This window comes from Vannielia litorea (assembly GCF_900142295.1).
GTDB lineage: Bacteria > Pseudomonadota > Alphaproteobacteria > Rhodobacterales > Rhodobacteraceae > Vannielia > Vannielia litorea.
Window position 1 is genome coordinate 1,498,411 of record NZ_FSRL01000001.1, and the last position, 23,021, is coordinate 1,521,431.

The 23,021-nt window shown below is 68.4% G+C and carries 25 protein-coding genes and 1 tRNA gene; 18 read left to right on the forward strand and 8 right to left on the reverse strand.

Going from position 1 to position 23,021, the window contains the following annotated elements; translation table 11 throughout:
- Positions 1 to 29: 29 nt before the first annotated feature.
- On the reverse strand, positions 30 to 506 hold the full coding sequence (locus BUR94_RS07430) for a GNAT family N-acetyltransferase (protein ID WP_074255577.1): 477 nt from the start codon (positions 504 to 506) through the stop codon (positions 30 to 32).
- A gap of 227 nt (positions 507 to 733) precedes the next feature.
- Between BUR94_RS07430 and BUR94_RS07435 the strand changes: the two genes are divergently transcribed.
- Positions 734 to 1,282, forward strand: coding sequence for a peroxiredoxin (locus tag BUR94_RS07435; RefSeq protein WP_074255578.1), 549 nt, complete (start codon positions 734 to 736; stop codon positions 1,280 to 1,282).
- Between the two features lie 120 nt (positions 1,283 to 1,402).
- Here BUR94_RS07435 and BUR94_RS07440 read toward each other — a convergent pair whose 3' ends face one another.
- Entirely contained in the window at positions 1,403 to 2,137 is a 735-nt protein-coding gene (locus tag BUR94_RS07440; RefSeq protein ID WP_074255579.1) for a GNAT family N-acetyltransferase, read from the reverse strand.
- Positions 2,138 to 2,239: 102 nt separating this feature from the next.
- On the opposite strand from BUR94_RS07440, the gene msrB reads away from it, so the two are divergent.
- Entirely contained in the window at positions 2,240 to 2,632 is a 393-nt protein-coding gene (gene msrB / locus BUR94_RS07445; protein WP_074255580.1) for a peptide-methionine (R)-S-oxide reductase MsrB, read from the forward strand.
- A 53-nt stretch (positions 2,633 to 2,685) separates the two neighbouring features.
- Here the strand turns inward: msrB and BUR94_RS07450 are convergent, their stop codons facing one another.
- Positions 2,686 to 3,153 (reverse strand): outer membrane protein assembly factor BamE, encoded by a 468-nt coding sequence (locus BUR94_RS07450; protein ID WP_074255581.1) that lies wholly within the window; start codon positions 3,151 to 3,153, stop codon positions 2,686 to 2,688.
- Between the two features lie 102 nt (positions 3,154 to 3,255).
- Here BUR94_RS07450 and BUR94_RS07455 point away from each other — a divergent pair, with 102 nt between their 5' ends.
- The 8 genes from BUR94_RS07455 to BUR94_RS07490 all read left to right on the forward strand — a co-directional run bounded on the left by BUR94_RS07455 (position 3,256) and on the right by BUR94_RS07490 (position 9,441).
- A complete protein-coding gene (locus BUR94_RS07455; protein ID WP_245794403.1) occupies positions 3,256 to 3,771 on the forward strand; it encodes a YceD family protein in 516 nt (171 codons plus the stop codon).
- A gap of 178 nt (positions 3,772 to 3,949) precedes the next feature.
- Entirely contained in the window at positions 3,950 to 4,156 is a 207-nt protein-coding gene (rpmF, locus tag BUR94_RS07460; protein WP_074255583.1) for a 50S ribosomal protein L32, read from the forward strand.
- Between the two features lie 23 nt (positions 4,157 to 4,179).
- Entirely contained in the window at positions 4,180 to 5,274 is a 1,095-nt protein-coding gene (gene plsX, locus BUR94_RS07465; RefSeq protein WP_074257626.1) for a phosphate acyltransferase PlsX, read from the forward strand.
- Positions 5,275 to 5,335: 61 nt separating this feature from the next.
- Positions 5,336 to 6,310 (forward strand): beta-ketoacyl-ACP synthase III, encoded by a 975-nt coding sequence (locus tag BUR94_RS07470; RefSeq protein WP_074255584.1) that lies wholly within the window; start codon positions 5,336 to 5,338, stop codon positions 6,308 to 6,310.
- A gap of 236 nt (positions 6,311 to 6,546) precedes the next feature.
- Positions 6,547 to 6,849 carry an integration host factor subunit alpha gene (gene ihfA, locus BUR94_RS07475; protein WP_074255585.1) on the forward strand — a complete coding sequence of 101 codons (303 nt, stop codon included), beginning with the start codon at positions 6,547 to 6,549 and terminating at the stop codon, positions 6,847 to 6,849.
- Positions 6,850 to 6,903: 54 nt separating this feature from the next.
- Positions 6,904 to 8,103, forward strand: a complete 1,200-nt coding sequence (locus tag BUR94_RS20895; RefSeq protein WP_245794404.1) for a MerR family transcriptional regulator — start codon at positions 6,904 to 6,906, stop codon at positions 8,101 to 8,103.
- A 99-nt stretch (positions 8,104 to 8,202) separates the two neighbouring features.
- Positions 8,203 to 8,279: transfer RNA gene (locus BUR94_RS07485), tRNA-Pro, on the forward strand.
- Positions 8,280 to 8,343: 64 nt separating this feature from the next.
- Complete coding sequence (locus BUR94_RS07490) at positions 8,344 to 9,441, forward strand: 2'-deoxycytidine 5'-triphosphate deaminase (RefSeq protein ID WP_281249202.1); 1,098 nt, start codon at positions 8,344 to 8,346, stop codon at positions 9,439 to 9,441.
- A gap of 108 nt (positions 9,442 to 9,549) precedes the next feature.
- On the opposite strand, the gene BUR94_RS07495 is transcribed toward BUR94_RS07490, so the two are convergent.
- Positions 9,550 to 10,464, reverse strand: coding sequence for a hydrogen peroxide-inducible genes activator (locus tag BUR94_RS07495; protein WP_074255587.1), 915 nt, complete (start codon positions 10,462 to 10,464; stop codon positions 9,550 to 9,552).
- A 124-nt stretch (positions 10,465 to 10,588) separates the two neighbouring features.
- Between BUR94_RS07495 and BUR94_RS07500 the strand changes: the two genes are divergently transcribed.
- Complete coding sequence (locus tag BUR94_RS07500; RefSeq protein WP_074255588.1) at positions 10,589 to 11,254, forward strand: VIT1/CCC1 transporter family protein; 666 nt, start codon at positions 10,589 to 10,591, stop codon at positions 11,252 to 11,254.
- 80 nt (positions 11,255 to 11,334) lie between these two features.
- Here BUR94_RS07500 and BUR94_RS07505 read toward each other — a convergent pair whose 3' ends face one another.
- Positions 11,335 to 12,468 carry a DUF6456 domain-containing protein gene (locus tag BUR94_RS07505; protein ID WP_074255589.1) on the reverse strand — a complete coding sequence of 378 codons (1,134 nt, stop codon included), beginning with the start codon at positions 12,466 to 12,468 and terminating at the stop codon, positions 11,335 to 11,337.
- Positions 12,469 to 12,682: 214 nt separating this feature from the next.
- Between BUR94_RS07505 and BUR94_RS07510 the strand changes: the two genes are divergently transcribed.
- Positions 12,683 to 13,027 carry a DUF6477 family protein gene (locus tag BUR94_RS07510; RefSeq protein ID WP_074255590.1) on the forward strand — a complete coding sequence of 115 codons (345 nt, stop codon included), beginning with the start codon at positions 12,683 to 12,685 and terminating at the stop codon, positions 13,025 to 13,027.
- Between the two features lie 15 nt (positions 13,028 to 13,042).
- On the opposite strand, the gene BUR94_RS07515 is transcribed toward BUR94_RS07510, so the two are convergent.
- Positions 13,043 to 14,593 carry a trimethylamine methyltransferase family protein gene (locus tag BUR94_RS07515; RefSeq protein WP_074255591.1) on the reverse strand — a complete coding sequence of 517 codons (1,551 nt, stop codon included), beginning with the start codon at positions 14,591 to 14,593 and terminating at the stop codon, positions 13,043 to 13,045.
- Between the two features lie 167 nt (positions 14,594 to 14,760).
- On the opposite strand from BUR94_RS07515, the gene BUR94_RS07520 reads away from it, so the two are divergent.
- The gene (locus tag BUR94_RS07520) at positions 14,761 to 15,459 is read left to right on the forward strand and encodes a DUF2270 domain-containing protein (protein WP_074255592.1); all 699 of its coding nucleotides are present in this window, start codon (positions 14,761 to 14,763) and stop codon (positions 15,457 to 15,459) included.
- Between the two features lie 65 nt (positions 15,460 to 15,524).
- On the opposite strand, the gene BUR94_RS07525 is transcribed toward BUR94_RS07520, so the two are convergent.
- The gene (locus BUR94_RS07525; protein WP_074255593.1) at positions 15,525 to 16,010 is read right to left on the reverse strand and encodes a YciE/YciF ferroxidase family protein; all 486 of its coding nucleotides are present in this window, start codon (positions 16,008 to 16,010) and stop codon (positions 15,525 to 15,527) included.
- Positions 16,011 to 16,180: 170 nt separating this feature from the next.
- On the opposite strand from BUR94_RS07525, the gene guaA reads away from it, so the two are divergent.
- Positions 16,181 to 17,770 carry a glutamine-hydrolyzing GMP synthase gene (gene guaA / locus BUR94_RS07530; protein WP_074255594.1) on the forward strand — a complete coding sequence of 530 codons (1,590 nt, stop codon included), beginning with the start codon at positions 16,181 to 16,183 and terminating at the stop codon, positions 17,768 to 17,770.
- On the forward strand, positions 17,767 to 18,738 hold the full coding sequence (locus BUR94_RS07535; protein WP_074255595.1) for a glycosyltransferase family 8 protein: 972 nt from the start codon (positions 17,767 to 17,769) through the stop codon (positions 18,736 to 18,738). Before guaA ends, BUR94_RS07535 begins: the two co-directional genes overlap by 4 nt.
- Before the next feature lie 19 nt (positions 18,739 to 18,757).
- Here the strand turns inward: BUR94_RS07535 and BUR94_RS07540 are convergent, their stop codons facing one another.
- Positions 18,758 to 20,347 carry an AMP-binding protein gene (locus tag BUR94_RS07540; protein ID WP_074255596.1) on the reverse strand — a complete coding sequence of 530 codons (1,590 nt, stop codon included), beginning with the start codon at positions 20,345 to 20,347 and terminating at the stop codon, positions 18,758 to 18,760.
- Between the two features lie 177 nt (positions 20,348 to 20,524).
- Here BUR94_RS07540 and BUR94_RS07545 point away from each other — a divergent pair, with 177 nt between their 5' ends.
- From BUR94_RS07545 to BUR94_RS07555, 3 genes are all read left to right on the forward strand, one after another.
- Positions 20,525 to 20,809, forward strand: coding sequence for a putative quinol monooxygenase (locus tag BUR94_RS07545; RefSeq protein WP_074255597.1), 285 nt, complete (start codon positions 20,525 to 20,527; stop codon positions 20,807 to 20,809).
- On the forward strand, positions 20,806 to 21,729 hold the full coding sequence (locus BUR94_RS07550) for a DMT family transporter (RefSeq protein WP_425445235.1): 924 nt from the start codon (positions 20,806 to 20,808) through the stop codon (positions 21,727 to 21,729). The genes BUR94_RS07545 and BUR94_RS07550 overlap by 4 nt, the downstream gene beginning before the upstream one ends.
- A gap of 160 nt (positions 21,730 to 21,889) precedes the next feature.
- The gene (locus BUR94_RS07555) at positions 21,890 to 23,011 is read left to right on the forward strand and encodes an OmpP1/FadL family transporter (protein WP_074255598.1); all 1,122 of its coding nucleotides are present in this window, start codon (positions 21,890 to 21,892) and stop codon (positions 23,009 to 23,011) included.
- Positions 23,012 to 23,021 lie beyond the last annotated feature (10 nt).

The window sequence follows — 23,021 nt, forward strand, 5'->3', positions numbered from 1 at the left end:
TGCGCGGGGGAAAGGGTTTGCGGCCGGGCCTATGCAGCGGGTGCAGGGCCGGGTCGCGGGGCGGGTCGGGGTGCGACGGTCCAGAGGTGCTCGACGTTCAGCAGGCCGGTGCCCGGCTCGACCTCGCGTCCGAGCTCGACGAAGCCCTCGCGCCGATAGAAGTGGCGGGCGTGGGTATTGGAGGCATAGGACCAGGCGATCATGCGGGGCTGACCGGCGCGGGCGAGATCGAGCAGATGCTTGCCGATGCCGCGGCCACGTGCGACGCGAGCGACGTAGAGGCCGCAGAGGTGCAGATCCTCGCGGTTGGCGAAGCCCAGGATCTCGCCCGCCTCCTCGGCGACCCACGTTGGATGGGCGGCAAAGACCTCGGCCCAGAAGGCGGCCATGGGCGCGAGGGCGTCCATCGGGTCGATCCAGTCGGCTACCTCCTCGCCCCAGGCGCGGATGATCCGGGCGCAGGCGGTGGCGTCGCGGGGGGTGGCGGTTCGGTAGTGCGTGGGCATGCGGCAAGACTGGGCGGGCCATTCCGAAGGGTCAATGCCGGAATGGCTCGGGGCAAGGGCCATGCGCGGGGTGCATGGGGCCGGGGATGGCTGGTTGCGGGGCTTGCGGAATCGCTCTAGGCAGGCCGCCGGGAGGAGGGGCTGCCCGTGCTGCGGGTGGCCGATCGGATGCAACCTGTCCGGCCCCTCCCCGCTTGGGCGCCGGTTGAACCTTGCGAGGCAAGCCCATGAAAACCGGAATGAAACTTCCTGACGTCACCTTCCACACCCGGGTCCGCGACGAGGCCGTGGGCGGCCCCAACCCGTTCCGCTGGCAGGCCAGGACCACCGCCGACTACTTTGCCGGCAAGCGCGTGGTTCTGTTCAGCCTGCCCGGCGCCTTCACCCCGACCTGCTCGACCTACCAGCTGCCCGGTTTCGAGAACGGCTTTGCCGATTTCCAGGCCGAGGGTGTGGATGCGATCTACTGCATGAGCGTGAACGACAGCTTCGTCATGAACCAGTGGGCCAAGGCGCAGGGGCTGGAGAACGTGGGTGTGATCCCCGATGGCTCGGGAGAATTCACCCGGCGGATGGGCATGCTGGTGCGCAAGGACAACCTCGGCTTCGGGCTGCGGTCGTGGCGCTATGCGGCGGTGGTGAACGACGGGGTGATCGAGGCCTGGTTCGAGGAGCCGGGGCTGTGCGACAACCACGGCGAGGACCCCTATGGCGTGAGCTCGCCCGAGACCGTGCTGGCCTGGCTGAAGCAGGCGAACGAGGCCGTGGCGGCGTGAGGCATTGACCCATGGTGGGCGTGATGCCCACCCTGCGGGCGCGGGGGAGACCTCGCGCCTTTTGCGTATCGGAGCAAGGTGCGCCAAGACTGCGCACCCTACGGCAGCAGAGGACACGGCTCAGACGGTGGCGCGCAGGGCCTTGGCGCGGGCGGGCGGCACGGCGCGGATCTCGAGGCCGGTGAAGACGTGGAGCGTGCCGAGGTCGGCATCGACCACGGCGTGATCCGAGACCCAGCCGCCCAGCATCAGGTAGCTGCGCAGGAGCGGCGGCATGCCGAGAAAGGCGCGGCGGGGGTCGGGTTTGCGGCGCAGCAGCTTGGCGAAGCGGAAGACCTGCGGCGCCTTCACCCGCGGCAGCCAGCGGCGCGGGGCGAGGTGGCGCTCGCGCAGCAGCGCGAAGGCATCCATGTAGGCCTCGGCCTCGGTGCCCTTGAAGGAGGAGCAGCCGAAGAGCAGCTCGACGCCGTACTCGTCGACATGGGTGGTCATCCCGGCCCAGGCGGCGCGCAGGATGTGCGGATCGCCCTGGAGGTCGGGGTGGATGCAGAAGCGGCCCATCTCGACCATCGGCCCCTCGAAGCCCTCGAGAGGGGTCACGTCGTAATACTGCGCCGAGTAGCTCGCGCCGATCTCGGCCCCGCCGGAGAGCGGCAGCAGGCGGAAGGTGCAGCAGAGCCGGCCGCTGCGGGCGTCCTCGATCATCACCTGCAGGCAGCGGGGGTCGAAGCCGTCTTCGTCGCGGGCCCCCGCATCACCGCGGAAGCACAGCCCGCGCAAGGCCAGGACGGCGGCAAGATCGGCCTCGCTGTCGGCCAGCCGGACAAGGTAACGGCCTTTTGTCAGTGCCTTCATCTGCCCGGACCTCCTCGCAGGATTGCGATTCCTCGGCGTGCGTCTAGATATGGGTTGGCGCGACGGTAGGCGCAACATGTGACGGAACTGTGGAGGCACGCAATGGCGGCAGTGGAGAAGACCGACGAGGAATGGCGGGCGCAGCTCTCGGACCTTGCCTTCAAGGTGACACGCAAGCATGGCACCGAGCGGGCCTTCACCCATGACGACTTTCCCAAGGAGCCGGGCACATTCACCTGCGTCTGCTGCGGCGCGCCGCTCTTCGACCAGGCGCAGAAGTTCGACAGCGGCACCGGCTGGCCGAGCTTCTGGGCGCCCAAGGAGGGCGCGGAGGTGGGCACCAGCGAGGATCGCAGCTGGTTCATGAAGCGCACCGAGGTGCATTGCGCGCGCTGCGCGGCGCATCTGGGCCACGTCTTTCCGGACGGCCCGCAGCCCACGGGCCTGCGCTATTGCATCAACGGTGTGGCGCTGGAGTTCGAGCCGGAGGGGTGAGGCGCGTGTAGCCCCCCCTGCACGACGCGCGGCAGGGCAGGCTCCGACCCGTCTTAATCGAGGAAGTCTTCGGCGCGGAAGCGGCCGAGGTTGCCGAGAAGCTGGCGCAGGAAGCTGACGCCCTTGATGTTGCTGTCGGTCACGCGGCGCGACAGGGCGACGACGTTGCCGTCGCGCAGGGTGAAGCGCTCGATGTTGCTGACGCGGCCCGAGGGATCGAAGGAGATCGCCAGGAGCTGGCGGTCGACGAACTCGGGTTCCTTGGGGCCCCAGGTGCGGGTGCGGGCGGAGAGGTAATAGTAGCCGCTTTCACGCTGCACGCCGTAGCCCGCGGGCGAGCCGACGGCCTCGACCACGCTCTCGCGGGTGTCCACGCCCACCTGGATCCGCGCCAGGTCGGCATCGGCCGGTGTATAGCCGTGGTTGCGATAGCGCGCCGTGCAGGCAGCCATCGTCAGCACGAGCGCCAGCAGCATCAGCCCCTTCGCCGCGCCAGGGCCTGCCCTCCTGATAGCCGCCATCTTCCCCTCGTGCCTCAGTTTCTTTTGTCTGGTAATCGGCTTACAGAAGGATCGAGGTTACATCAAGAAAGGAAGCGCATGGCGGCTGGGGATGAGGCACCAATGTTTCGGCTTTCGGAACTGACGACGGCGAAGCCGACCACCTTCGAGCTTGTTCCGGAGGCGGCGGCACTGGGCCGGATGGCGGATGCGCTGGGCATCCTGGGGCTGCGCAAGCTGCGGTTCAAGGGCAGGCTCACGCCCGTGGGCAAGCAGGACTGGCGGCTCGATGCGGAGCTGGGCGCCACGGTGGTGCAGCCCTGCGTGGTCACGCTGGACCCGGTCACCACGCGCATCGAGGAGCCGGTCACCCGGCGCTACCTCGCGGATTTCTCCTTTCCCGAGGACGACGAGGTGGAGATGCCGGAGGATGACGAGGCCGAGCCGCTGCCCGCCGTGCTGGACCTGGGCGAGGTGATGCAGGAGGCGCTCGCGCTCGCCCTGCCCGCCTTTCCGCGCGCCGAGGGCGTGGAGCTGGGCGAGGCGGTGTTTACCGAGCCGGGGGCCGAGCCGCTGACCGAGGAGAGCGTGAAGCCCTTTGCCGGGCTGGCCGATCTCAAGAAGCGGATGGAGGACTAGCGCAGGCCCGTGGCGACTCCGCGCTTGCGTTTCGGCAAAAGTTTCGTATTTTGCCGCCTCCCGTGGATCGGCGCTTGATCGGTGCCGCGGGGCGGCGTATGACGCGCCGGACGAGATTCCCGCAGATGCCGGGGCGCAGCGAAGGCGGTGTGCCCTGCCCAAGACCCGAGGTTGAGACATGGCTGTCCCTCAGAATAAAGTCACCCGTTCGCGCCGCAACATGCGCCGGGCCCACGACTCGCTTGTTGCCGACAATCCGGCCGAGTGCAGCAACTGTGGCGAGCTGAAGCGTCCGCACCACGTGTGCGGGGCCTGCGGCCACTACGACGACAAGGAAATCGTCGCCGCTGCCGACGAGATCGACATCGACGAAGACGCCGCCTGAGCGTGACCGGCACGCCTGCGGAGATGTCTGACACCGCAAGCAATGACACGCGCCAGCTCCCGGCCCTCACGGGCCGGGTTGTCATTTCTGTTGATGCGATGGGCGGCGACGCCGGGCCGGCCGCCGTTGTGGCAGGCATTGCCCAGTCGGCTTCGAAGAATCCCGACATCGCCTTCATCCTGCACGGCCCCGCGGCCGAGCTGCGCCCGCTCGTGGAAAAGCGCCGGCTCGCCAGCCGCGTGGTGATCCGCGACGCGGTGGGCGTGGTCAAGATGGACGACAAGCCCTCCCACGTGATGCGGCATGGCAAGGACACCTCGATGTGGTCCACCATCCAGGCCGTGGAAAAGGGCGAGGCCGCCGTGGCGGTGAGCTGCGGCAACACCGGCGCGCTGATGGCGGTGAGCATGCTCCGGCTGCGCAAGATCGAGGGCGTGAACCGCCCCGCCATCGCCTGCCTCTGGCCCTCGCGCAACCCCCAGGGCTTCAACATCATGCTGGACGTGGGCGCCGACATTCGCGCCGACCAGCAGGACCTGCTGCAATACGCGCTGATGGGCATGAGCTATGCCCGCAACGGGATGGGCCTGAGCCGCCCGCGCGTGGGCCTGCTGAACGTGGGCACCGAGGAGCACAAGGGCCGCGCCGAGCTGAAGGTGGCGCATGACCTGATCGAGGCGGCGGCGGCGAAGAACGACTTCGACTTCGTGGGCTTCGTCGAGGGCGGCGACATTCCCAGCGACCGGGTTGACGTGATCGTGACCGACGGCTTTACCGGGAACATCGCGCTGAAGACCGGCGAGGGCACCGCCAAGCTGATCGGTCAGTTCCTGCGCGAGGCCTTCAAGCACACGCCGCTGAGCCGCCTTGCCGCGCTGCTGGCCCTGACCTCGCTGAAGCGCCTGAACAAGCGCATCGACCCGCGTCGGGTGAACGGCGGGGTCTTTCTGGGCCTCAACGGCACGGTGGTGAAGAGCCACGGCGGCGCCGATGCCACCGGGGTCTCCGCGGCGATCAAGCTCGCCTTCCAGCTGGCCCAGAGCCGGTTCTCGGAGCGGCTGGCGGCCCGCCTTGCATCGGTGGGCCACGCGGGGCAGGATGCGCCGCATAATGACTGAGGCGGGGATCGAGACAGGGCGTCCTGCTCCGCGCAACCAATGAGAAGAGGCATCTGAGAGCATGGGTGTGCGGGCCGTTGTAAGGGGCGTCGGGCATTATCTGCCTGAACGGGTGGTGCCGAACGCCTGGTTCGAGGAGCGCCTCGAGACCTCCGATGAATGGATCGTCTCGCGGTCGGGCATCGAGCGCCGGCATTTCGCCGCGCCGGACGAGACCACCAGCCAGATGGCCGCCCACGCCGCCCGTGCCGCGCTGGCCCAGGCCGGGCTCGAAGCCTCGGACATCGACGCCGTGGTGGTGGCCACCTCGACGCCGGATTACACCTTTCCCTCCGCCGCCACGATGGTTCAGGCCGAGCTCGGGATGGAGAACGGCTTTGCCTTCGACATCCAGGCGGTCTGCGCGGGCTTCGTCTTCGCGCTCTCCAACGCACAGGGGCTGATCCTCGGCGGCCAGGCCAAGCGGGTGCTGGTGATCGGGGCCGAGACCTTCAGCCGCCTGCTCGACATGGACGACCGCGCGACCTGCGTGCTCTTCGGCGACGGCGCCGGTGCGCTGGTGCTGGAGGCCGAAGAGGGCAAGGGCACGGTCGAGGACCGGGGAATCCTGGCGACCGATCTCAACAGCGACGGGCGCTACCGCGAGTTGCTCTACGTCGATGGCGGCCCCTCGGCCACCCGGACCACCGGCTTCTTGCGGATGGAGGGCAAGGAGGTGTTCCGCCATGCCGTCGAGAAGCTCGCCGCCACCGCCCACACGGCGGTAGAGAAGGCCGGGCTGACCGAGGCCGAGGTGGACTGGCTGGTGCCGCACCAGGCCAATCTGCGGATCATCACCGCCACGGCCCGGAAGATGGGCCTGCCGATGGAAAAGGTCGTGGTGACCGTGCAGGACCACGGCAATACCTCGGCGGCCTCGATCCCGCTGGCGCTTTCGGTGGGCGTGGCCGAGGGCAAGATCCGGCCCGGTCAGATCGTGGTCTGCGAGGCGATCGGCGGCGGGCTGGCCTGGGGCGCGGTGGTGCTGCGCTGGTAGGCGGAGGCCGGGCCGAGCGCCTTGCTGCCCGGCTCCGGTGCCCCCACTGACCAGCGACTCACTTCGCCGTGATCCGGCCTCCGCGCGACCTCCGGCCCGGGCATGACGCCCCCCATGCCCGCGCGAGGCCCCTGCGCCGGCCAAAACCAGTGAATAAACAGCAGCTTCCAAGCCGCTGATATTGACTCGGAAAATGCGGTGCCCCATCCTCGCCGGAAACCATCGGGGGACAGCACATGGCCGGCAAGACATTGACGCGGATGGATCTGAGCGAAGCCGTGTTTCGCGAGGTGGGCCTCAGCCGCAACGAGAGCGCACAGCTCGTCGAAACCGTTCTGGCACATATGTCGGACGCGCTGGTGCGCGGCGAGAGCGTGAAGATCTCGTCGTTCGGCACCTTCTCGGTGCGCGAGAAGGCCGCCCGCGTCGGCCGAAACCCCAAGACCGGGCAGGAAGTGCCGATCAGCCCGCGCCGGGTGCTGACCTTCCGCCCCAGCCACCTGATGAAAGACCGGGTCGCGGACGGAAACCGCAAGTAACCCTGCCGCAGACGCGGGGCGCGGATGACGAGGGAACAGAGCAAGGAATAACCCATGGGTAAAGCGCCTGACGCCTTTCGCACCATCTCCGAAGTGGCCGATTGGCTTGGGGTGCAGACCCATGTGCTCCGGTTCTGGGAAAGCAAGTTCGCACAGGTCAAGCCGCTGAAGCGGGCCGGCGGGCGGCGGTATTACCGCCCCGCCGACATGGAGCTGCTGGGCGGCATCCGCAAGCTGCTGCACGAGGATGGGCTGACCATCAAGGGTGCGCAGAAGTTCATCCGCGAGAACGGGGTGAAAGCGGTGGCCGAGCTGTCGCCGCCGGTGGACCTGGGCGCGGCCGATGAGCCGGATGCGGTCGAGACCAGGGATCAGGCCCAGCCACCGGAGACGGTGGTGGACATGACCGGCGAGACCCAGCCCCCCTCGGTGACCCCCGCGCCCGCCGGGTTTTACGACGCGGTGAACATGTCGGGCGAGGCGCCTGCGCCTGCGGTGGAGCCTGAACCGGAGGGGTATTTCGAGGCGGTCGATGTGTCGGGCGAAGAGCCCACGCCTGCAGTGGAGCCCGAGCCGGAGGGGTACTTCGAGGCGGTGGATGTGTCGGGCGAGGCCCCTGCGCCTGCGGTGGAGGCTGAACCGGAAGGGTATTTCGAGGCGGTCGATGTGTCGGGCGAGGCGCCTGCGCCTGCGGTGGAGCCCGAGCCGGAGGGGTACTTCGAGGCGGTGGATGTGTCGGGCGAAGAGCCTGCCCCTGCGGCCGAAGTGCATATCCTGAGGGACGGGCCGGAGGACGCGGTGGACATGACCGGCGAGGCCCCTGCCCCGGCGCCCGGCATCGTCGAGGCCGCGCCCGAGCAGAAATCGAATTTCTTTGTCGATCCGCCCGAGGAGGACGACCCCGAGGTGGCGCCCGTCGAGGCCGGAGGGGCGGCGGCGGAGAAGGAGGAGATGGCGCTGCCCAGCTTCATCCGCAAGCCGATGGACGGCCGGGAGACGACGGTGCCGCCGGTCACCCCGGGCCCGCTGCCGCTGACCGGCGCTGACCAGGAGCGCGCGCAGGATGCCGGGCTGCCGGACGCGCGCTTTGCCGGCGTGGGGGCCTCCCAGATGCCCGACCGAGCGCAGGATCCGCAGGATCAGGCCGAGCGCGCCCCGCAGGCCCCTGCGCCCGCCCCGGCGGGGCAGCCCGACATGACCGCCCTGCGCCCGCTCTACGACCGGTTGATCGCCCTGCGGGCCAGGATGGGCTGAGGGCCCTCGCGTGCCGTTGGATCACCCCGTGACGCGCTGCCCCACCCGCTCCGATCTCCCCTTGCATGGGCGGCAGAATCGTCTAGAAAGCCCCCACGTCGGGCTATGGCGCAGTCTGGTAGCGCGTCCGTCTGGGGGACGGAAGGTCGTAGGTTCAAGTCCTGCTAGCCCGACCAACAGTTTCATCACCGCCCGCACCCGAGAGGGTCGCGGGCGGTGTTGCTTGAGGGGGAGCCTGCTGTGACGGATGCGCGAGACGACGGGCCCCTGGGCGTGCTTCCGGGACAGGCGATTGCGGCGATGATCGCACGCGGCAGCCTGCGCGGGGCACCCGAGGTGACCCGGGCCCAGATCCAGCCCGCGAGCCTCGACCTGCGGCTGGGCAAGACAGCCTATCGGGTGCGCGCCTCCTTTCTGCCCGGCAAGACCGCGACCGTGGCCGAGCGGCTCGCGGAGTTCGGGATGCACGAGGTGTCGCTCGAGGGCGGCGCGGTGCTGGAGAAGGGCTGCGTCTATCTCGTGCCGCTGATGGAGAGCCTGAGCCTGGAGCCGGGCCTGACGGCGGTGGCCAATGCCAAGAGTTCGACCGGGCGGCTCGACCTGCTGACCCGGCTGGTGACCGATCGGGGCGTGGAGTTCGACCGGGTGCCGGCGGGCTACGCGGGGCCGCTCTATGCCGAGATCTGCCCGAGGAGCTTTTCGGTGCTGGTGCGCCCGGGGATGCGGTTGAACCAGCTGCGGTTTCGCCGTGGGCAGGCGGTGCTGGACGACGGCGCGCTCCGGGCGCTGCACGCCGAGGTGCCGCTGGTCGATGGCGAGGCGGTGATTTCGGAAGGCCTGGGCTTTTCGGTCGACCTGCGGCCCGAGCAGGGCACGCTGGTGGGGTACCGCGCCAAGCCTCACACCGGGATCATCGACCTCGACCGGATCGGAGCCTACCCGGCGGCGGAGTTCTGGGAGCGGATCGAGACTGCGGAGGGCCGGATCATCCTCGATCCGGGGGCCTTCTACATCCTGGTCAGCCGCGAGGCGGTGACGATCCCGCCGATGTATGCCGCCGAAATGGCGCCCTATCTCGCCCTGGTCGGCGAGTTCCGGGTGCATTACGCGGGCTTCTTCGACCCCGGGTTCGGCCATGCCGAGGCGGGAGGCGCAGGCTCGCGGGGCGTGCTGGAGGTGCGCTGCCACGAGGCACCTTTCGTGCTGGAGCACGGGCAGGTCGTGGGGCGGCTGGTGTACGAGCGCATGGCAGAGCGGCCGGAGCGGCTTTACGGAGCGGAAATCGCCTCGAACTATCAGGGCCAGGGGCTCAAGCTGGCCAAGCACTTCCGGACCTGAGCGCGGGCCAGAAGGATCATCTCGAAGCTCTTTCGGACCGGGCAGGAATCTTCATGAAGATTCTTGCGAGGCCAGAAGAAAGCTCGTGAATTTTCGTCCGGGAGCGGGTCAGACGGGGAGCCTGGCGAGGCGGGCCTCGCCGGCCTCGCGCAGGATCTCGGCCAGGGTGGTGAACCATCCGTCATCGGTGGCCGTCCGGCGCCGCAGCAGGCCAAGGCGGCGCGCGGGCTGGGGATCGGCGAAGCGGTGCAGGGCGAGGCGCGGCGCGGCGGCCAGCTCGGAGGCGGCGGCGAGTTCGGGCAGGAAGGTGAAGCCGAAGCCCTCGGCGACGAGGCCCGCGAGGGTGGCGAGCGAAGAGGCCCCGAGATCGACACGGGTGTCGGCGCGGCGCAGGGCGCAGACCTCGAGCGCCTGGTCGGCGAGGCAATGGCCTTCCTCCAGCAGCAGCAGGCGGTCGGGGTCGAGCGCGTCGGGGCGGATCGCGGCCCCCTGCCCCGCGAGGGTTGCGGCATTGCCGGCGAGCAGGAAGCGGTCCTCGAAGAGCGGAACCTCCACCAGCCCCGCGCGACCCGTGGGCAGCGCCACCACGGCGGCGTCGAGCCGCCCGGCCTCCAGCCCGTCGAGCACGGTTTCGGTCTGGCTCTCGCGGATGCGCAGCTCGAGCGTGAGGTTGCGGGAGCGGATCAGCGGCAGGGCGACCGGCAGGAGGTAGGGCGCGACGGTGGGGATGACCCCGAGCGCGAGGCGGCCGCCGAGGCCTTCGCGCCAGCGCGCGGCCTGCTCCAGCGCGTCCATCTCGGCCAGCACGGCGCGGGCGTGGGCCTGCAGCTCGTGGCCGGCCGGGGTGAGCACGGCGCGGCGGGGCTGGCGCTCGACGAGGCGGAGGCCGGTTTGCGCCTCCATCTCCTTGATCTGCTGGCTGAGCGCGGGTTGCGAGACATGCACGATCTCGGCGGCACGCACGAAGCTGCCCGTCTCGGCGAGGGCGATGAAGGAGCGGAGCTGGCGGAGGGTGAGGTTCATAAGCCGGGGTGATCGGAAAGCGGGAAGACGGCAAGCGATGGTTATCGCCCGGTTTGACATGGCGCAAGACATCCGCCGCACCGCTGGGGCAGATTGGGGAGGCACAGCCAGCCCGGAGCCAGCCATGCCCCTCGCGCACCACCTGAAACAGATCACCTATGGCGGGAATGACGGGATCGTCACGACTTTCGCCATCGTCGCGGGATTCGCGGGGGCGGAGGCCGAGGGGGCGGGGGCGATCGGGGCGGTGGCGGTGCTGGTCTTCGGGCTGGCCAACCTCTTTGCCGACGGGGTGTCGATGGGGTTGGGCGAGTTTCTCTCGACCCGCTCGGCGCGGGCGCTCTACCGGGCCGAACGGGCGCGGGTGCTGGAGGGGGCGGACCGGAGACGGCTGGTGGCGATGCTGGGCGCACGGGGGCTGACGCCGGGCACGGCGGCGCGGGTGGCCGAGGGGCTCGAGGAGAGCCCGGAGCTTGTGGCCGACCTGCTGGCGGGGGCGGGCGTGTCGATGCCGGATTTGCGCGATGCGACGCCCGCGCGCGACGGTGTGGTGACCTTCGGCGCATTTCTCGCCTTCGGGCTGGTGCCCCTGCTGCCCTTCCTGCTGGCAGGCCCCGAGGCGGGCAGCACGCTCTCCTCGGTGGCGGCCAGCCTTGCGGCCCTGACGGCGCTCGGGCTGCTGCGGGCCCGGGCCACGGGGGAGCGGGGCGTGCGGGCACTGGGCGAGGTGCTGGGCGTGGGGGTGCTGTGCGGGCTTGTGGCCTATGGCGTGGGCGCGCTGGTGGGCTGAGGCCCCGAAAGAAGGCCCGCGCGGGGGAGGGTCCGCGCGGGCCTCGGGCAGGGAGGAGCTGCCCGGTGCCTTGGTTGGCGTCAGCCGATCATGTGGGCCTCGGGCCCGTAGGACTCCTCGTAGTGCTGCTTGAGGCGCTGGAGCGCGATGCGCAGCACGATCTTGCCCGAGCGCGCCGACCAGCCCATGCGTTTTTCGGCGGCCTCCAGCCCCTCGAGGAAGCAGCAGCAGCGCAGCACCATGTCGCCCAGGCCCGGGCCGAGATCGCGCAGGGCCTGGGCCACGCGGGCGCGGCTCGCCGCCGGGCCGTTGGCGGGGCCGGAAGTGTCGAACTGGCCGCGGGTGCCGCCGGTAAGGAAGTTGTCCCAGTTCTGGGCCACGCGCGGGCCCATCTGGGCCATCTCGAAATCCTCGCGCAGGCGCTCGGCGGCGGCGACGAGATCGGCGGAGAGGAAGGGCTTGCCGTCCTTCTCGCGGCGACGGGCGAGCGCGGTCACCGGGCTTTCGGCGCGGTTGTAGCGGATCTTGCGCGGCACCTCCTCGCCGGCGTCGGCCTCCTCGATCTCGGCGTGCTGCCAGGCGAAGGGGCTCATCGCCTCGGCAAAGCCACCTGCCCTCGCCTCGGTTTCGGCCAGCATCCGCTTGAGCGCGGCGCGGCCGGCAGGGCTGATGACGTAGCTCGCCACCCGGCCCGGCTTGCGCAGGGAGATCCACTCCTTCAGCGCGAAGGCCTGGGCGACCTCGCGGTCGACCACGGCGGTGCGGGTGGAGCGGCCATCGGCGAGGCTGCGCACGACGGCGGCCTTTTCGAGATCGGCGGCAACGGCGAGCACCGAGCCGCTCTCGCATAGGCGGCGCAGGATGCGGCGGCCCTCGCGGGCCACGGTGGCTTCGTCGCAGATTTTGCGGTCGGGGGTGAAGTGGCGGCTCATGGTCAGGGTCTCCTTGCTGGCCCGGGCCGTGCCCGTGGCGTCGATGCACTTGAAATGGGCCTGTCCGAGGCGGGCGAGGGCCTCGTCGACAAGCGGATCGTCACGACGCTGTTCGAACCTTCTGATCTGTCTGAGAATGGTCGAGGCATGCACCCCTTCCGACCGGGCCAGGCCGCGAATGGTGCAGCCCGCCTCGGTGTGTTTCAGATAGTGCAGGGCACTTCGCGGCACCCAATGCGGCACCACCTCGGAGTCCTCCACCTCTCCGTTCTCAACGGTCATCTGTCCCTTCCCCCAGGATTGTTCTCGTAATCGTGCCTCCAGCGGACACAACCTAAAGGCGATTTAGTTACCCAGAAGTTAACAATGCGTCGTAAGTGCAAGGTTTGTCTAAAATTTGTGAAAAATCCTTGCCGATGCGTGCGCTCAATCGGCGATTGCGCAACACCCGCTCTGGTTGTGTGAGGGTGGACACGCAACATCTGGGAGTTCCACCATGACCGAAGACAACGCCACACCGCAAGCCGGATACCAGGCCCGCAGGACTCAGGGACCGCTGGCGCATATCCGCCGTCCGAAGTTGCTGATTCGGGCCGCGCGGCTGGGGCTGGCCGATTACTCGCGCAGCCGGGATCTGAAGCGGATCATGCGGGTGGCCACCCTGCCCGCCCCCACCAGGGCCGTGCGCGACCTGATCGCAACCGAGGCGGAGATGGAGGAAGGCCGGCAGACCGGGCTTTCGACCTATTCGGTCATCCGGCACGTGGAGGTGATGATCGCGCTCATGGCCGAGGCCAAGCTCCTGCCGCAGGGCCCGCTGGACGGCCCCGCGGAGGGGTGAGCGGCACCTGCGCCGTCAGGCCATGGCGTCTGGCAGCACTTCCTTGCGCCTGGCGATGAAGGCCTCGAGCTCTTCGCGGATGCCCGCGTCGAGCGGCGGGGCCTCGTAGGCGCCAAGCAGCCTGGTGACGCGCTCGGAGGCCAGGGCGGCGGTGTCGCGGGCGCCTTCCTCCTCCCAGGTTTCGAAGGGCTTGTAATCGAGCACCTCCGATTTCCAGAAGGCTGTTTGGTAGTTGGCCTGGGTGTGGGCGCAGCCGAGGTAGTGGCCGCCGGGGCCGACCTCGCGGATGGCGTCCATGCCCTGGCCGTTCTCGTCGACCGGCACGGCGGCGGCGAGGCGGTGGAGGATGCCGAGCTGGTCGGCGTCCATCACGAACTTCTCGTAGCTGCTGACCAGGCCGCCCTCGAGCCAGCCGCAGGCGTGCAGCATGAAGTTGACGCCCGAGAGCAGGCCCATGTTCAGCGAGTTGGCGCTCTCGTAGCCGGCCTGCGCATCGGGCAGCTTGGAGCCGCAGAAGGCACCGGCGGAGCGGAACGGCAGGCCCATGCGGCGGGCGAGCTGGCCCGCGCCGTAGGTCACCTGGCTGGCCTCGGGGGTGCCGAAGGTGGGGGCGCCCGAGTTCATGTCGATCGAGGTGACGAAGGCGCCGAAGATCACCGGCGCGCCCGGCCGGATCAGCTGGGAGTAGGCCACGCCGGCCATGACCTCGGCCAGCACCTGGGTCAGCGTGCCCGCGACCGAGACCGGCGCCATCGCGCCGCCGACGATGAAGGGCGAGATGATGCAGGCCTGGCCGGCCTCGGCATAGGCCTCGAGCGCGCCCATCATCACCGAATCGAAGGTGAGCGGCGAGTTGATGTTGATGAGCGAGGTCATCGCGCAGCGCCCGTTCAGCCCCCCGTCGACGCCCTTGAAGAGGATCTCGGTCATGGCGACCGAATCCTCGGCCCGGCTCGGCTCGGTGACGGAGCCCATGAAGGGTTTGTCGCTGAGGGTCATGTGGGCCATCAGCATGTCGAGATGGCGCTTGGCGACGGGGATGTCGGTGGGCTCGCAGACGGTGCCGCCGGAGTGGTGCAGCCACTTGGACATGTAGCCCAGCTTCACGAAGTTGTTGAAGTCGGCCATCGTGGCGTAGCGGCGGCCGCCGGAGTTGTCGCGCACGAAGGGGGGCCCGTAGACCGGGGCGAGCACCAGGTTCTTGCCGCCGATCTCGACGTTGCGCTCGGGGTTGCGGGCGATCTGGGTGAACTGCGCGGGCGCGGTGGCGCAGAGCTTGCGGGCCAGCCCGCGCGGGATATGCACGCGCTCGCCCTCGACGGTGGCGCCGGCCTCCTTCCAGAGCTTCAGCGCGCGCGGGTTCTCGACGAAGGCAACGCCGATCTCCTCGAGCACCGTTTCGGCATTGGCCTCGATGATCTCGAGCGCCTCCTCGTTCAGGATGTCGAGGTTGGGGATGCCGCGGGTGATGAACCTTGCCGCCTCGATCCGCATGCCGGTGCGCTCGGCCCGCCGTGCCGCCCCGCCGCCAGACCGGGCCCGCCGCCCTGCAACTGCCTCGACCATCCCGCGATTCCTTTCCCTCAAGGTCTTCTGGCCTCTCCTATCGCGTTCCGCGCGGCCTGCGAGGCCGGATTGCGCCGCCTCGGGGGGAAAAGCGACATGCGGCACAGTGCTTTGACCGAACCGGCGGGAGGGTGCAGAATGGGACGACACCGCGGAGGGAGGCCGCCATGGCACAGTCTGCCAGCCCGAGGCGCGGGACCGAGGACCGGCTGACGCTGACTTCCTCGGAGATCACCGCGCTCGCGCATCTGTATCGCGGCGAGGTTTATCGCAGCACGATCTGGCGCACCCGGCTCGACACGACGACCAACTGGGCGGTGGTGACGCTGGGGGTGGCGCTGTCGATCTCGTTTTCCTCGCCAGGCGCCTCGCCCCTACCGCTGGTGCTGGTGGGCGTGCTCATCATGCTCTTCCTGATGCTGGAGGCGCGGCGCTACCGTTACTTCAACGTCTGGCGGGCGCGGGCGCGCTGGATGGAGACGCATTTCTACGCTCCGATGCTGCATGACGGCGACCTGCACATGGAAGACGGCTGGCAGAAGGTACTGAGCGAGGATTATCTGCGCCCGCATTACCACGTGAGCTTCTGGGTGGCGCTGGGGCGGCGGATCCGGCGCAACTACCTGTGGATCCTGATGATCCAGAGCCTCGCCTATGCCGGAAAGATCGCGGTGCATCCCAATGCGGTGGAAGGCTGGGCCCAGGCGGTGACCCGGGCCGACGTGGGGCCTCTGCCCGGCGAGGTGGTGATCGGGGTGGGCCTGGCCTACGTGCTGTCGTGGAGCGCCATCGCCTATTGGAGCTACCGGCATGACGCGGCGCTGGCGCGGAAACGGGGCGAGAAGAGCTCGAGCTCGATGGGGTGAGCCGGCGGTGCGGCAAGAGGCGCATGGCGCCCCCTGCCCCACCCGTGCTGCAAGGCCGAAGCGCCTCAGGCGGCTTCGCGGTTGAGGGTTTTCTCGGCCAGAGAGGTCAGATTGCGGTCGGCGTCATACTCCTGGTCGAGGTTGGCCTGGAGCAGGTCGGCGACCTTGGCATCGAGATCGAGCGCCTTGGCCCAGGCGACCAGCGTGCCGTAGCGCGTGATCTCGTAGTGCTCCACCGCCTGGGCGGCTGCGATCATGCCGGCGTCTCGGGTGTCGCCGTCTTCGGCGTCTTCCATGATCTCCTTGCCCTCCTCGAGGATGCCGTCGATCGCCTCGCAGGTGACGCCCCGGGCCTTCAGGCCGAGGAGCTCGAAGACCTTCTCGAGGTTGTCGATCTGCTCCTCGGTCTCTTCGAGATGGTGCTCGAAGGCTTCGCGGAGCTGTTCGGACTCGGCCTTGCGGGCCATCTTGGGCAGCGTTTTGCGCACCTGCTTTTCGGCATAGTAGATGTCGCGCAGGAAATGGTTGAAGAGCGCGTCGAGCGATTTCATCGGGGTCTTCCTTTCTGGTCGGATGTCAGCCGGAGGGCGCCAATCGCCGCCCCGTTGCGTGGAGAACGCCGGACCAAGGCACTCCTGTTCCATCGCGTCGGGCGCTCGGCAGGAGTTTGCCGGGCCGGACGGGCCTTGCACCCCTCGGCGCAGCGCAATATTGCCATCTCATGAGCACCATCCATCCCGAGCGCCACCACGAGCGCCTTCTCATCATCGACTTCGGCTCCCAGGTGACGCAGCTCATCGCGCGGCGGCTGCGCGAGCTGAAGGTCTATTGCGAGATCCACCCGTTCAACACCGTGGATGACGCCTTCCTGGCCGAGTTCGCCCCCAAGGCGGTGATCTTTTCGGGCGGGCCCGACTCGGTGACCCGCGCGGGCTCGCCGCGGCCGCCGGCCTCCGTTTACGAGCTTGGCGTGCCGATCCTGGGCATCTGCTACGGCCAGCAGGCGATGATGGAAGACCTGGGCGGCAAGGTGCATGGCGGCAAGATCTCGGGCGGCGGCGGCACGGCGGAGTTCGGCCGGGCGCGGGTGACCCCGAGCGAGGCACGGATCGGGCTGCTGGAAGGCTGGTTTCTCGACGGGCCGGAGCAGGTGTGGATGAGCCACGGCGACCACGTGGCGAGGCTCGCGCCGGGCTTCGAGGTCTATGGAACCTCGCCCAATGCGCCCTATGCGATCACCGCCGACCTCGAGCGCCACTTCTATGCCGTGCAGTTCCACCCCGAGGTGCACCACACGCCCAACGGCGCGACGCTCTACCAGAACTTTGTGCGCCTCGCGGGTTTTGCCGGCGACTGGACGATGGGCGCCTACCGGGAGGAGGCGATTGCCAAGATCCGCGAGCAGGTCGGCGATGCGAAGGTGATCTGCGCGCTCTCGGGCGGGGTCGATTCCTCCGTTGCGGCCGTGCTGATCCACGAGGCGATCGGCGAGCAGCTGACCTGCGTCTTTGTCGACCACGGGCTGATGCGCAAGGACGAGGCGCAGGAGGTCGTGGGGATGTTCCGCGAGCATTACAACCTGCCGCTCATCCACGCCGACGAGGCGGAGCTGTTTCTGGGTGAGCTTGACGGCGTAAGTGACCCGGAAACCAAGAGAAAGATCATCGGCAAGCTCTTCATCGACGTGTTCCAGAAGCACGCCGACGAGATCGAGGGCGTGAAGTTCCTGGCGCAGGGCACGCTCTATCCGGACGTGATCGAGAGCGTTTCGTTCAGCGGCGGGCCGAGCGTGACGATCAAGAGCCACCACAACGTGGGCGGCCTGCCCGAGAAGATGGGGCTGAAGCTGGTGGAGCCGCTGCGCGAGCTCTTCAAGGACGAGGTGCGCGCGCTGGGCCGCGAGCTTGGGCTGCCGGCGAGCTTCATCGGGCGCCACCCCTTCCCCGGCCCGGGCCTTGCGATCCGCTGCCCCGGCGAGATCACGCCCGAGAAGCTGGCGATCCTGCGGGAGGCCGATGCCGTCTACATCGACCAGATCCGCAAGCACGGGCTCTACGACGAGATCTGGCAGGCCTTCGTGGCGATCCTGCCGGTGCGCACCGTGGGGGTCATGGGCGACGGTCGGACCTATGACTACGCCTGCGCGCTCCGGGCGGTGACCAGCGTCGACGGGATGACGGCGGATTACTACCCCTTCACCCACGAGTTTCTCGGCGAGACCGCCACCCGGATCATCAACGAGGTGCCGGGCATCAACCGCGTGACCTACGACATCACCTCCAAGCCTCCCGGCACGATCGAGTGGGAGTGAGCGGCGGCACAACCGAGAACGCGGCACCGGGCACGGCGCTCAACATCGCCTACATGTGCGATCGCAACTACCTGCCGCTCACCCTTGTCTCGCTTCATTCGCTGTTGCGGCACAGTGCCCGCCCGATGCGGGTGACGCTGTTTCTCTCCGATGAGGCTCCCGAGGCTGACGGCTGGGTCGGGGATTTGGGTGCGAGGTTTCCGCATGCCGAAGTTTCGTGGCGGCCCATCGCTCCGCCGGTGGCGCGGGAAGGCTTTGTCAGCAACCTTCCGATGGCGTCCTACCTGCGGCTGCGGCTGCCCGAGTTCTTCGACTGCCGGACGATCTACCTCGACGGCGATACGCTCGTTCGCGGCGACGTAGGGGAGTTGCACGATGCGGACCTTGGGCCCTATGCGGTTGCAGGCGTTCGGGATATCGTTCTCCTGCGGGCCTGGAACCGGCAGCGGCGCCGCCTGCCCTTCGGCCCCAAACCGAATTACACCGACGCCGAAGCGCGACGAATGAAGTCCATCGTTGACCTCCAGAACTACATCAATACCGGGGTCATGGTGCTCGGACTCGAGCGTCCGGAGGCGCGCACCGAACTTCAAGCTCTGAACGACCTCGAAGCGGCAATGGACTTCAAGCAGGCCAACAACACCACCTATGCGGATCAGGACTGGATCAATCACCGCCTTGGACGGCGGAAGAGTTTCCTGCCTTTCGCGTGGAACGTTCTGGGCACGACCATCCCGCGCACGGTGAAGTATCTGCCGCGGAAATACCGCGCCGAGGTCGCCGCCGCGAGGAAGGCGCCGAAGCTGCTGCATTTTACCTGGCGGTCAAAGCCGTACCTCCACCCTGCGCCTCCGGATGACCCGGACCAGGCGAACTGGTGGACATGGTTCCATGACGAGCGACGTGCGCTGGAAGAGGTGGTCGGGCCCGAAGTCGGATCGCAGCTGAAATATGGAGGCGGCGGCTAGGCGCCACGCGTCCCTCACGTCAGCCGCGCTTCTTCAAGATCCGCAGATCATGGATACCGGGCCTTGCACGCGGGTCTTCGCCGGGCGCGAAGAGCGCGTGTTTCTGGACTTTCTGGGTGCCGGTCACCGGGATCTCCTCGACGAAGAGGATCCAGCCGGGGGGCTTGTAGTAGGCCAGTTCGGCGAAGGCGGCGTCGAAGATGGCGCGGGCGGTCTCGGGGGTGGCGGGGTGGCCGGGCGCGAGCTTGATGGCGGCGAGCACCTCCTCCTCGCGGGTTTCGTCGGGGCATGGGACGACCGCCACGTTCGCCACCGCCGGATGGGTGAAGAGCACGTTTTCCACCTCGGCGGCGGCGATGTTCTCCCCTGCCCTGCGGATGATGTTTTTCTTGCGGTCGACGAACCTTATGACGCCCTCTTCATCCATCGTCACGGTGTCGCCGGTGTGAAACCAGCCGCCCGCCCAGGCCTCTTCGGTGGCCTCGGGCTTGTTGAGATAGCCCGAGAAGAAGCCGCGCCGGGGGGTGGCGGCGGAGTGGCGGATGACCATTTCGCCGGGGGTGCCGCGCGGGCACTCGCGCCCGTCGTCGCCCCAGACCTGCACCTCGAGATCGGCCCGCGCCCGGCCCATGGCGCGGGTGTTCGGGTGGCGGGGCTCCTCTTCCATCGACAGGATCCGGCACATCTCGGTCATGCCCCAGAGCTCGACCAGCGGGATGCCGAAGCGGGCCTCGAATCCGGTGTGCAGCGCGGGCTCCACCCCGGCACCGAAGCCGGCCCGAAGCGCGCCCAGCCTCTCCGGCCCGGCAGACTTGTCGGCCATCAGCACCGAGATCACCACGCCGAGGTAATGGAACACGGTCGCGCGGGTTTGGGCGCAGTCCTCCCAGAAGCGCGAGCCGGAAAAGCGCGGCGGCTGGATCAGCGTGCCGCCGGCCAGCATCACGCCGAGAAAGGTCAGCACCCCGGCGTTGACGTGGAAGGCGGGCAGCGGGTTGAAGACCCGGTCCTGCCCTGTCACCGCCATCGCCCCGCGGGGGCGCAGGTAGGACGCGCCCATCAACAGCTCGTAGTCATGGCTGAGGATGCAGCCCTTGGGGCGGCCGGTGGTGCCCGAGGTATAGAGCAGGCTCGCCTCCGTTTGGGGCGTGACGGGCGCACCGGAGGGGGCGGTTGGCGCGGGCGGAAGGACGAGGGTGCCGGTAAAGAGGCTGAAGAGCGGCGGGGCGCTCATCTCGGCGAGGGCGGCCTCCGCGAGGGCGGCGTGATCGGGCCCGGCGATGACGAGGGACGCGGCGGAATCGGAGAGCACATAGGCCAGTTCGCCGGGGCGGTAGTCGGGGTTGATCGGCACGAAGGAGATGCCGAGGCCGTTCATTGCCAGCTTCAGAACGTAATGCGCGGGGGTGGTGCCGAGGCAGACGGCGATGCGGTGGCCCGCCCCGTAGCCTGCGGCGGTGAGGGCCGTCCCCGCCGCCTCGACCGCCGTGGCGACGGCCGCGTAGCTGAGCGGCGCCGCGCCCGGGGCCAGCAGGAAATCGCCCTGCGGCGCGCGGGCGACGGCCTCGCGGAACACCTCGCCGATGGTGCGGCCTTCGATCCCGATCATCTGTCGTCCTCCCTCGCGGCAAACCTGCCCCGATCCGGGCGCCGCCACAACGGTGTGATGGCGGAAATCGGGCCGCTCCTGCCCCGGCCGGCGCAAATTGCATGACGGGCGCACATGGGGTTGACCTTGCCGCCACGCCGCCGCACCTTCCGCCCGTCGCAGCCGGGAGGAATGAGCATGGGACAGATCCGCGTCGAGGGCCGCCTCATCTGCGAGACCGAGGCGCAGGCCGAGATCGCCCGCACCCACCTGCCCGAGCATATCCGCCTGAGCCGCGCCGAGCCGGGCAACCTGCGGTTCGACATCACCCAGGGCGATGATCCGCTGGTCTGGCACCTGAGCGAGGCCTTCGAGAGCGCAGAGGCCTTTGCCGCGCACCAGGCCCGCACCAAGGACAGCACCTGGGGCGAGGTCTCGGCCGGGATCATCCGCGATTTCACCGTGACCGAGGACGAGGCGTGAGCCAATCGCCTGCGCCGGGCGAGATTGCGCCCGCCGGCGTGAACGCGCGGCCGCGCACGCCCGAGCGCCACGCCGTGCTGCCGGCGATGCTGTGGATGCTGGGGGCCATTGCTTCCTTTGCGATCATGGCGGTCGCCGGGCGCACGGCCTCGGGCGAGCTCGATACCTTCGAGATCATGACCTACCGCAGTTTCGTGGGCATCTTCATCGTGGTGGCCGTGGGGCTTGCCACGGGCCGGATGGGCCAGGTGACGACGCGCCAGCTGCATCTGCATTTCGCCCGCAACCTGTTTCACTTCGCCGGGCAGAACCTTTGGTTCTTCGCCATCGCAATGGCGCCGCTGGCGCAGGTCATCTCGATCGAGTTCACCTCGCCGATCTGGGTGATCCTGCTGGCGGCGCTGTTTCTCGGCGAGCGGTTCACGGTGATGAAGCTGGTCACGGCGCTGATGGGCTTTGCCGGCGTGCTGATCGTGGCGCGGCCGGATTTTGCCAACCTCGACCCGGGCCTGACGGCGGCAGCGGCGGCGGCGGTGGGCTTTGCCCTGACGGCCGTCTTCACCAAGATCCTGACCCGCCAGGCGAGCGTGCTGTGCATCCTCTTCTACATCACCACGATGCAGGCGGTCTTCGGGCTGATCTGCGGGTTCTGGGATGGCGAGATGGCCTGGCCCTCGTCCGAGCTCCTGCCCTTCGTGGGGCTCATCGGGGTGGCCGGGCTGACGGCGCACTCCTGCCTCACCCGCGCGCTCTCTCTGGCGCCGGCCTCGATCGTGATGCCGATGGACTTTTTGCGGCTGCCGCTGCTGGCCTTCGTCGGCATGGCCTTCTACGACGAGTCGCTCGACCTCTGGGTGGTGCTGGGGGCCGCGCTGATCCTGGCGGGCAACTTCATCAACCTGCGCGCGAACGCCAGATAGGGGTTTCCGCTGCGGCAAGAGGGCGGCGGGAGGGTAAATTTGCGACTTTCGCGCCACCAGAGCCGGGATTTGCGCTCTGACGCAGGGTAACAAATTGACGACAAATCACGGCCTGCTCACAGTTGCTTCAAATCTGAGATACTTCGGGGAGGAGACCGAGATGAAGACCACCACCGGCGCAGCCGCCGCCCTTCTTGCCACCACCACTCTGGCCCATGCGGGCGGGATCGAACGGGCGAACCAGTCCGTCGGGTTCCTCTTCGAGCAGGGAGGCTATACCGAGTTCTCGATCAGCCGGGTTAGCCCGAAGGTTTCGGGTGAAGTCGTCGCCGGCGCCCCGGGCCCCTTCGCAGGTGCCGCCGGAGCGGGAAGCGGTGACATGACAGGCGGCTATACCAGCGTTGGTCTTGCGGTGAAGTGGGACATGAGCGAGCGCCTGTCGTTCGGCATCCAGTACGAGCAGCCCTATGGGGCCGATGTCAGCTATGCGATGGGTACCGGCTACCCGTACGCAGGGTCAAATGCAGACCTGAACGTGGACGAGATCAAGGTTCTTGCGAAGTACAAACTCGACGAGAACTGGTCGGTTTATGGTGGTCTGAGGTTCCAAAACGTGGGCGGCAACGTTGATGTCGTCGTGCCTGCGCTGAGCTTGGACTACTCACTATCGGTGGAACGCAGCACTGAGCTCGGGTACCTCGTTGGTGTGGCCTACGAGAAGCCCGAAATCGCCATGCGGATCGCTCTGACTTACAACTCGGCGATTACCCACAAGTTTAACGCCACCGAATTCGGCGGAGCCAGCACCGAATTCGAAACCGAATTCCCCCAATCTATCAATCTGGAGGCGCAGTCCGGGATCGCCGAAGGCACCTTGGTGCTGGCCTCTATCCGTTGGGTAAACTGGTCGGCGTTCGACATCTCGCCAACGGCCTATGGCAGCTTGCCCGGTAACCCCTCGCTGGTTGACTATGAAAACGACGTGATCACCTACACGGTCGGTGTTGCCCGTCGTTTCACCGACAACTTCGCGGGCATTGCAACGATCAGCTACGAGAAGTCCGAAGGCGGCTTCGTGGGTAACCTCGGCCCGACCGACGGTCGCACGTCGATCGGTTTGGCTGGCCGCTACGATGTTGGCAATGCCACTATCACCGGTGGTGTCAACTACAGCTGGCTCGGCGACGCCGAGACGGAAGCGCCTGTTTTTGGCGGCACCCTGTCGGAGTTCAAGGACAACACCGCGCTCGCCGTCGGTCTGCGCATCGGATACCACTTCTGACCGCCAGGCG

What these genes read in the sequence shown, in the direction of transcription:
- BUR94_RS07430 (WP_074255577.1), bottom strand. Translation starts at nt 506, where the DNA reads ATGCCCACGCACTACCGAACCGCCACCCCCCGCGACGCCACCGCCTGC.
- BUR94_RS07435 (WP_074255578.1), top strand. Translation starts at nt 734, where the DNA reads ATGAAAACCGGAATGAAACTTCCTGACGTCACCTTCCACACCCGGGTC.
- BUR94_RS07440 (WP_074255579.1), bottom strand. Translation starts at nt 2,137, where the DNA reads ATGAAGGCACTGACAAAAGGCCGTTACCTTGTCCGGCTGGCCGACAGC.
- msrB (WP_074255580.1), top strand. Translation starts at nt 2,240, where the DNA reads ATGGCGGCAGTGGAGAAGACCGACGAGGAATGGCGGGCGCAGCTCTCG.
- BUR94_RS07450 (WP_074255581.1), bottom strand. Translation starts at nt 3,153, where the DNA reads ATGGCGGCTATCAGGAGGGCAGGCCCTGGCGCGGCGAAGGGGCTGATG.
- BUR94_RS07455 (WP_245794403.1), top strand. Translation starts at nt 3,256, where the DNA reads ATGTTTCGGCTTTCGGAACTGACGACGGCGAAGCCGACCACCTTCGAG.
- rpmF (WP_074255583.1), top strand. Translation starts at nt 3,950, where the DNA reads ATGGCTGTCCCTCAGAATAAAGTCACCCGTTCGCGCCGCAACATGCGC.
- plsX (WP_074257626.1), top strand. Translation starts at nt 4,180, where the DNA reads ATGTCTGACACCGCAAGCAATGACACGCGCCAGCTCCCGGCCCTCACG.
- BUR94_RS07470 (WP_074255584.1), top strand. Translation starts at nt 5,336, where the DNA reads ATGGGTGTGCGGGCCGTTGTAAGGGGCGTCGGGCATTATCTGCCTGAA.
- ihfA (WP_074255585.1), top strand. Translation starts at nt 6,547, where the DNA reads ATGGCCGGCAAGACATTGACGCGGATGGATCTGAGCGAAGCCGTGTTT.
- BUR94_RS20895 (WP_245794404.1), top strand. Translation starts at nt 6,904, where the DNA reads ATGGGTAAAGCGCCTGACGCCTTTCGCACCATCTCCGAAGTGGCCGAT.
- BUR94_RS07495 (WP_074255587.1), bottom strand. Translation starts at nt 10,464, where the DNA reads ATGAACCTCACCCTCCGCCAGCTCCGCTCCTTCATCGCCCTCGCCGAG.
- BUR94_RS07500 (WP_074255588.1), top strand. Translation starts at nt 10,589, where the DNA reads ATGCCCCTCGCGCACCACCTGAAACAGATCACCTATGGCGGGAATGAC.
- BUR94_RS07505 (WP_074255589.1), bottom strand. Translation starts at nt 12,468, where the DNA reads ATGACCGTTGAGAACGGAGAGGTGGAGGACTCCGAGGTGGTGCCGCAT.
- BUR94_RS07510 (WP_074255590.1), top strand. Translation starts at nt 12,683, where the DNA reads ATGACCGAAGACAACGCCACACCGCAAGCCGGATACCAGGCCCGCAGG.
- BUR94_RS07515 (WP_074255591.1), bottom strand. Translation starts at nt 14,593, where the DNA reads ATGGTCGAGGCAGTTGCAGGGCGGCGGGCCCGGTCTGGCGGCGGGGCG.
- BUR94_RS07520 (WP_074255592.1), top strand. Translation starts at nt 14,761, where the DNA reads ATGGCACAGTCTGCCAGCCCGAGGCGCGGGACCGAGGACCGGCTGACG.
- BUR94_RS07525 (WP_074255593.1), bottom strand. Translation starts at nt 16,010, where the DNA reads ATGAAATCGCTCGACGCGCTCTTCAACCATTTCCTGCGCGACATCTAC.
- guaA (WP_074255594.1), top strand. Translation starts at nt 16,181, where the DNA reads ATGAGCACCATCCATCCCGAGCGCCACCACGAGCGCCTTCTCATCATC.
- BUR94_RS07540 (WP_074255596.1), bottom strand. Translation starts at nt 20,347, where the DNA reads ATGATCGGGATCGAAGGCCGCACCATCGGCGAGGTGTTCCGCGAGGCC.
- BUR94_RS07545 (WP_074255597.1), top strand. Translation starts at nt 20,525, where the DNA reads ATGGGACAGATCCGCGTCGAGGGCCGCCTCATCTGCGAGACCGAGGCG.
- BUR94_RS07555 (WP_074255598.1), top strand. Translation starts at nt 21,890, where the DNA reads ATGAAGACCACCACCGGCGCAGCCGCCGCCCTTCTTGCCACCACCACT.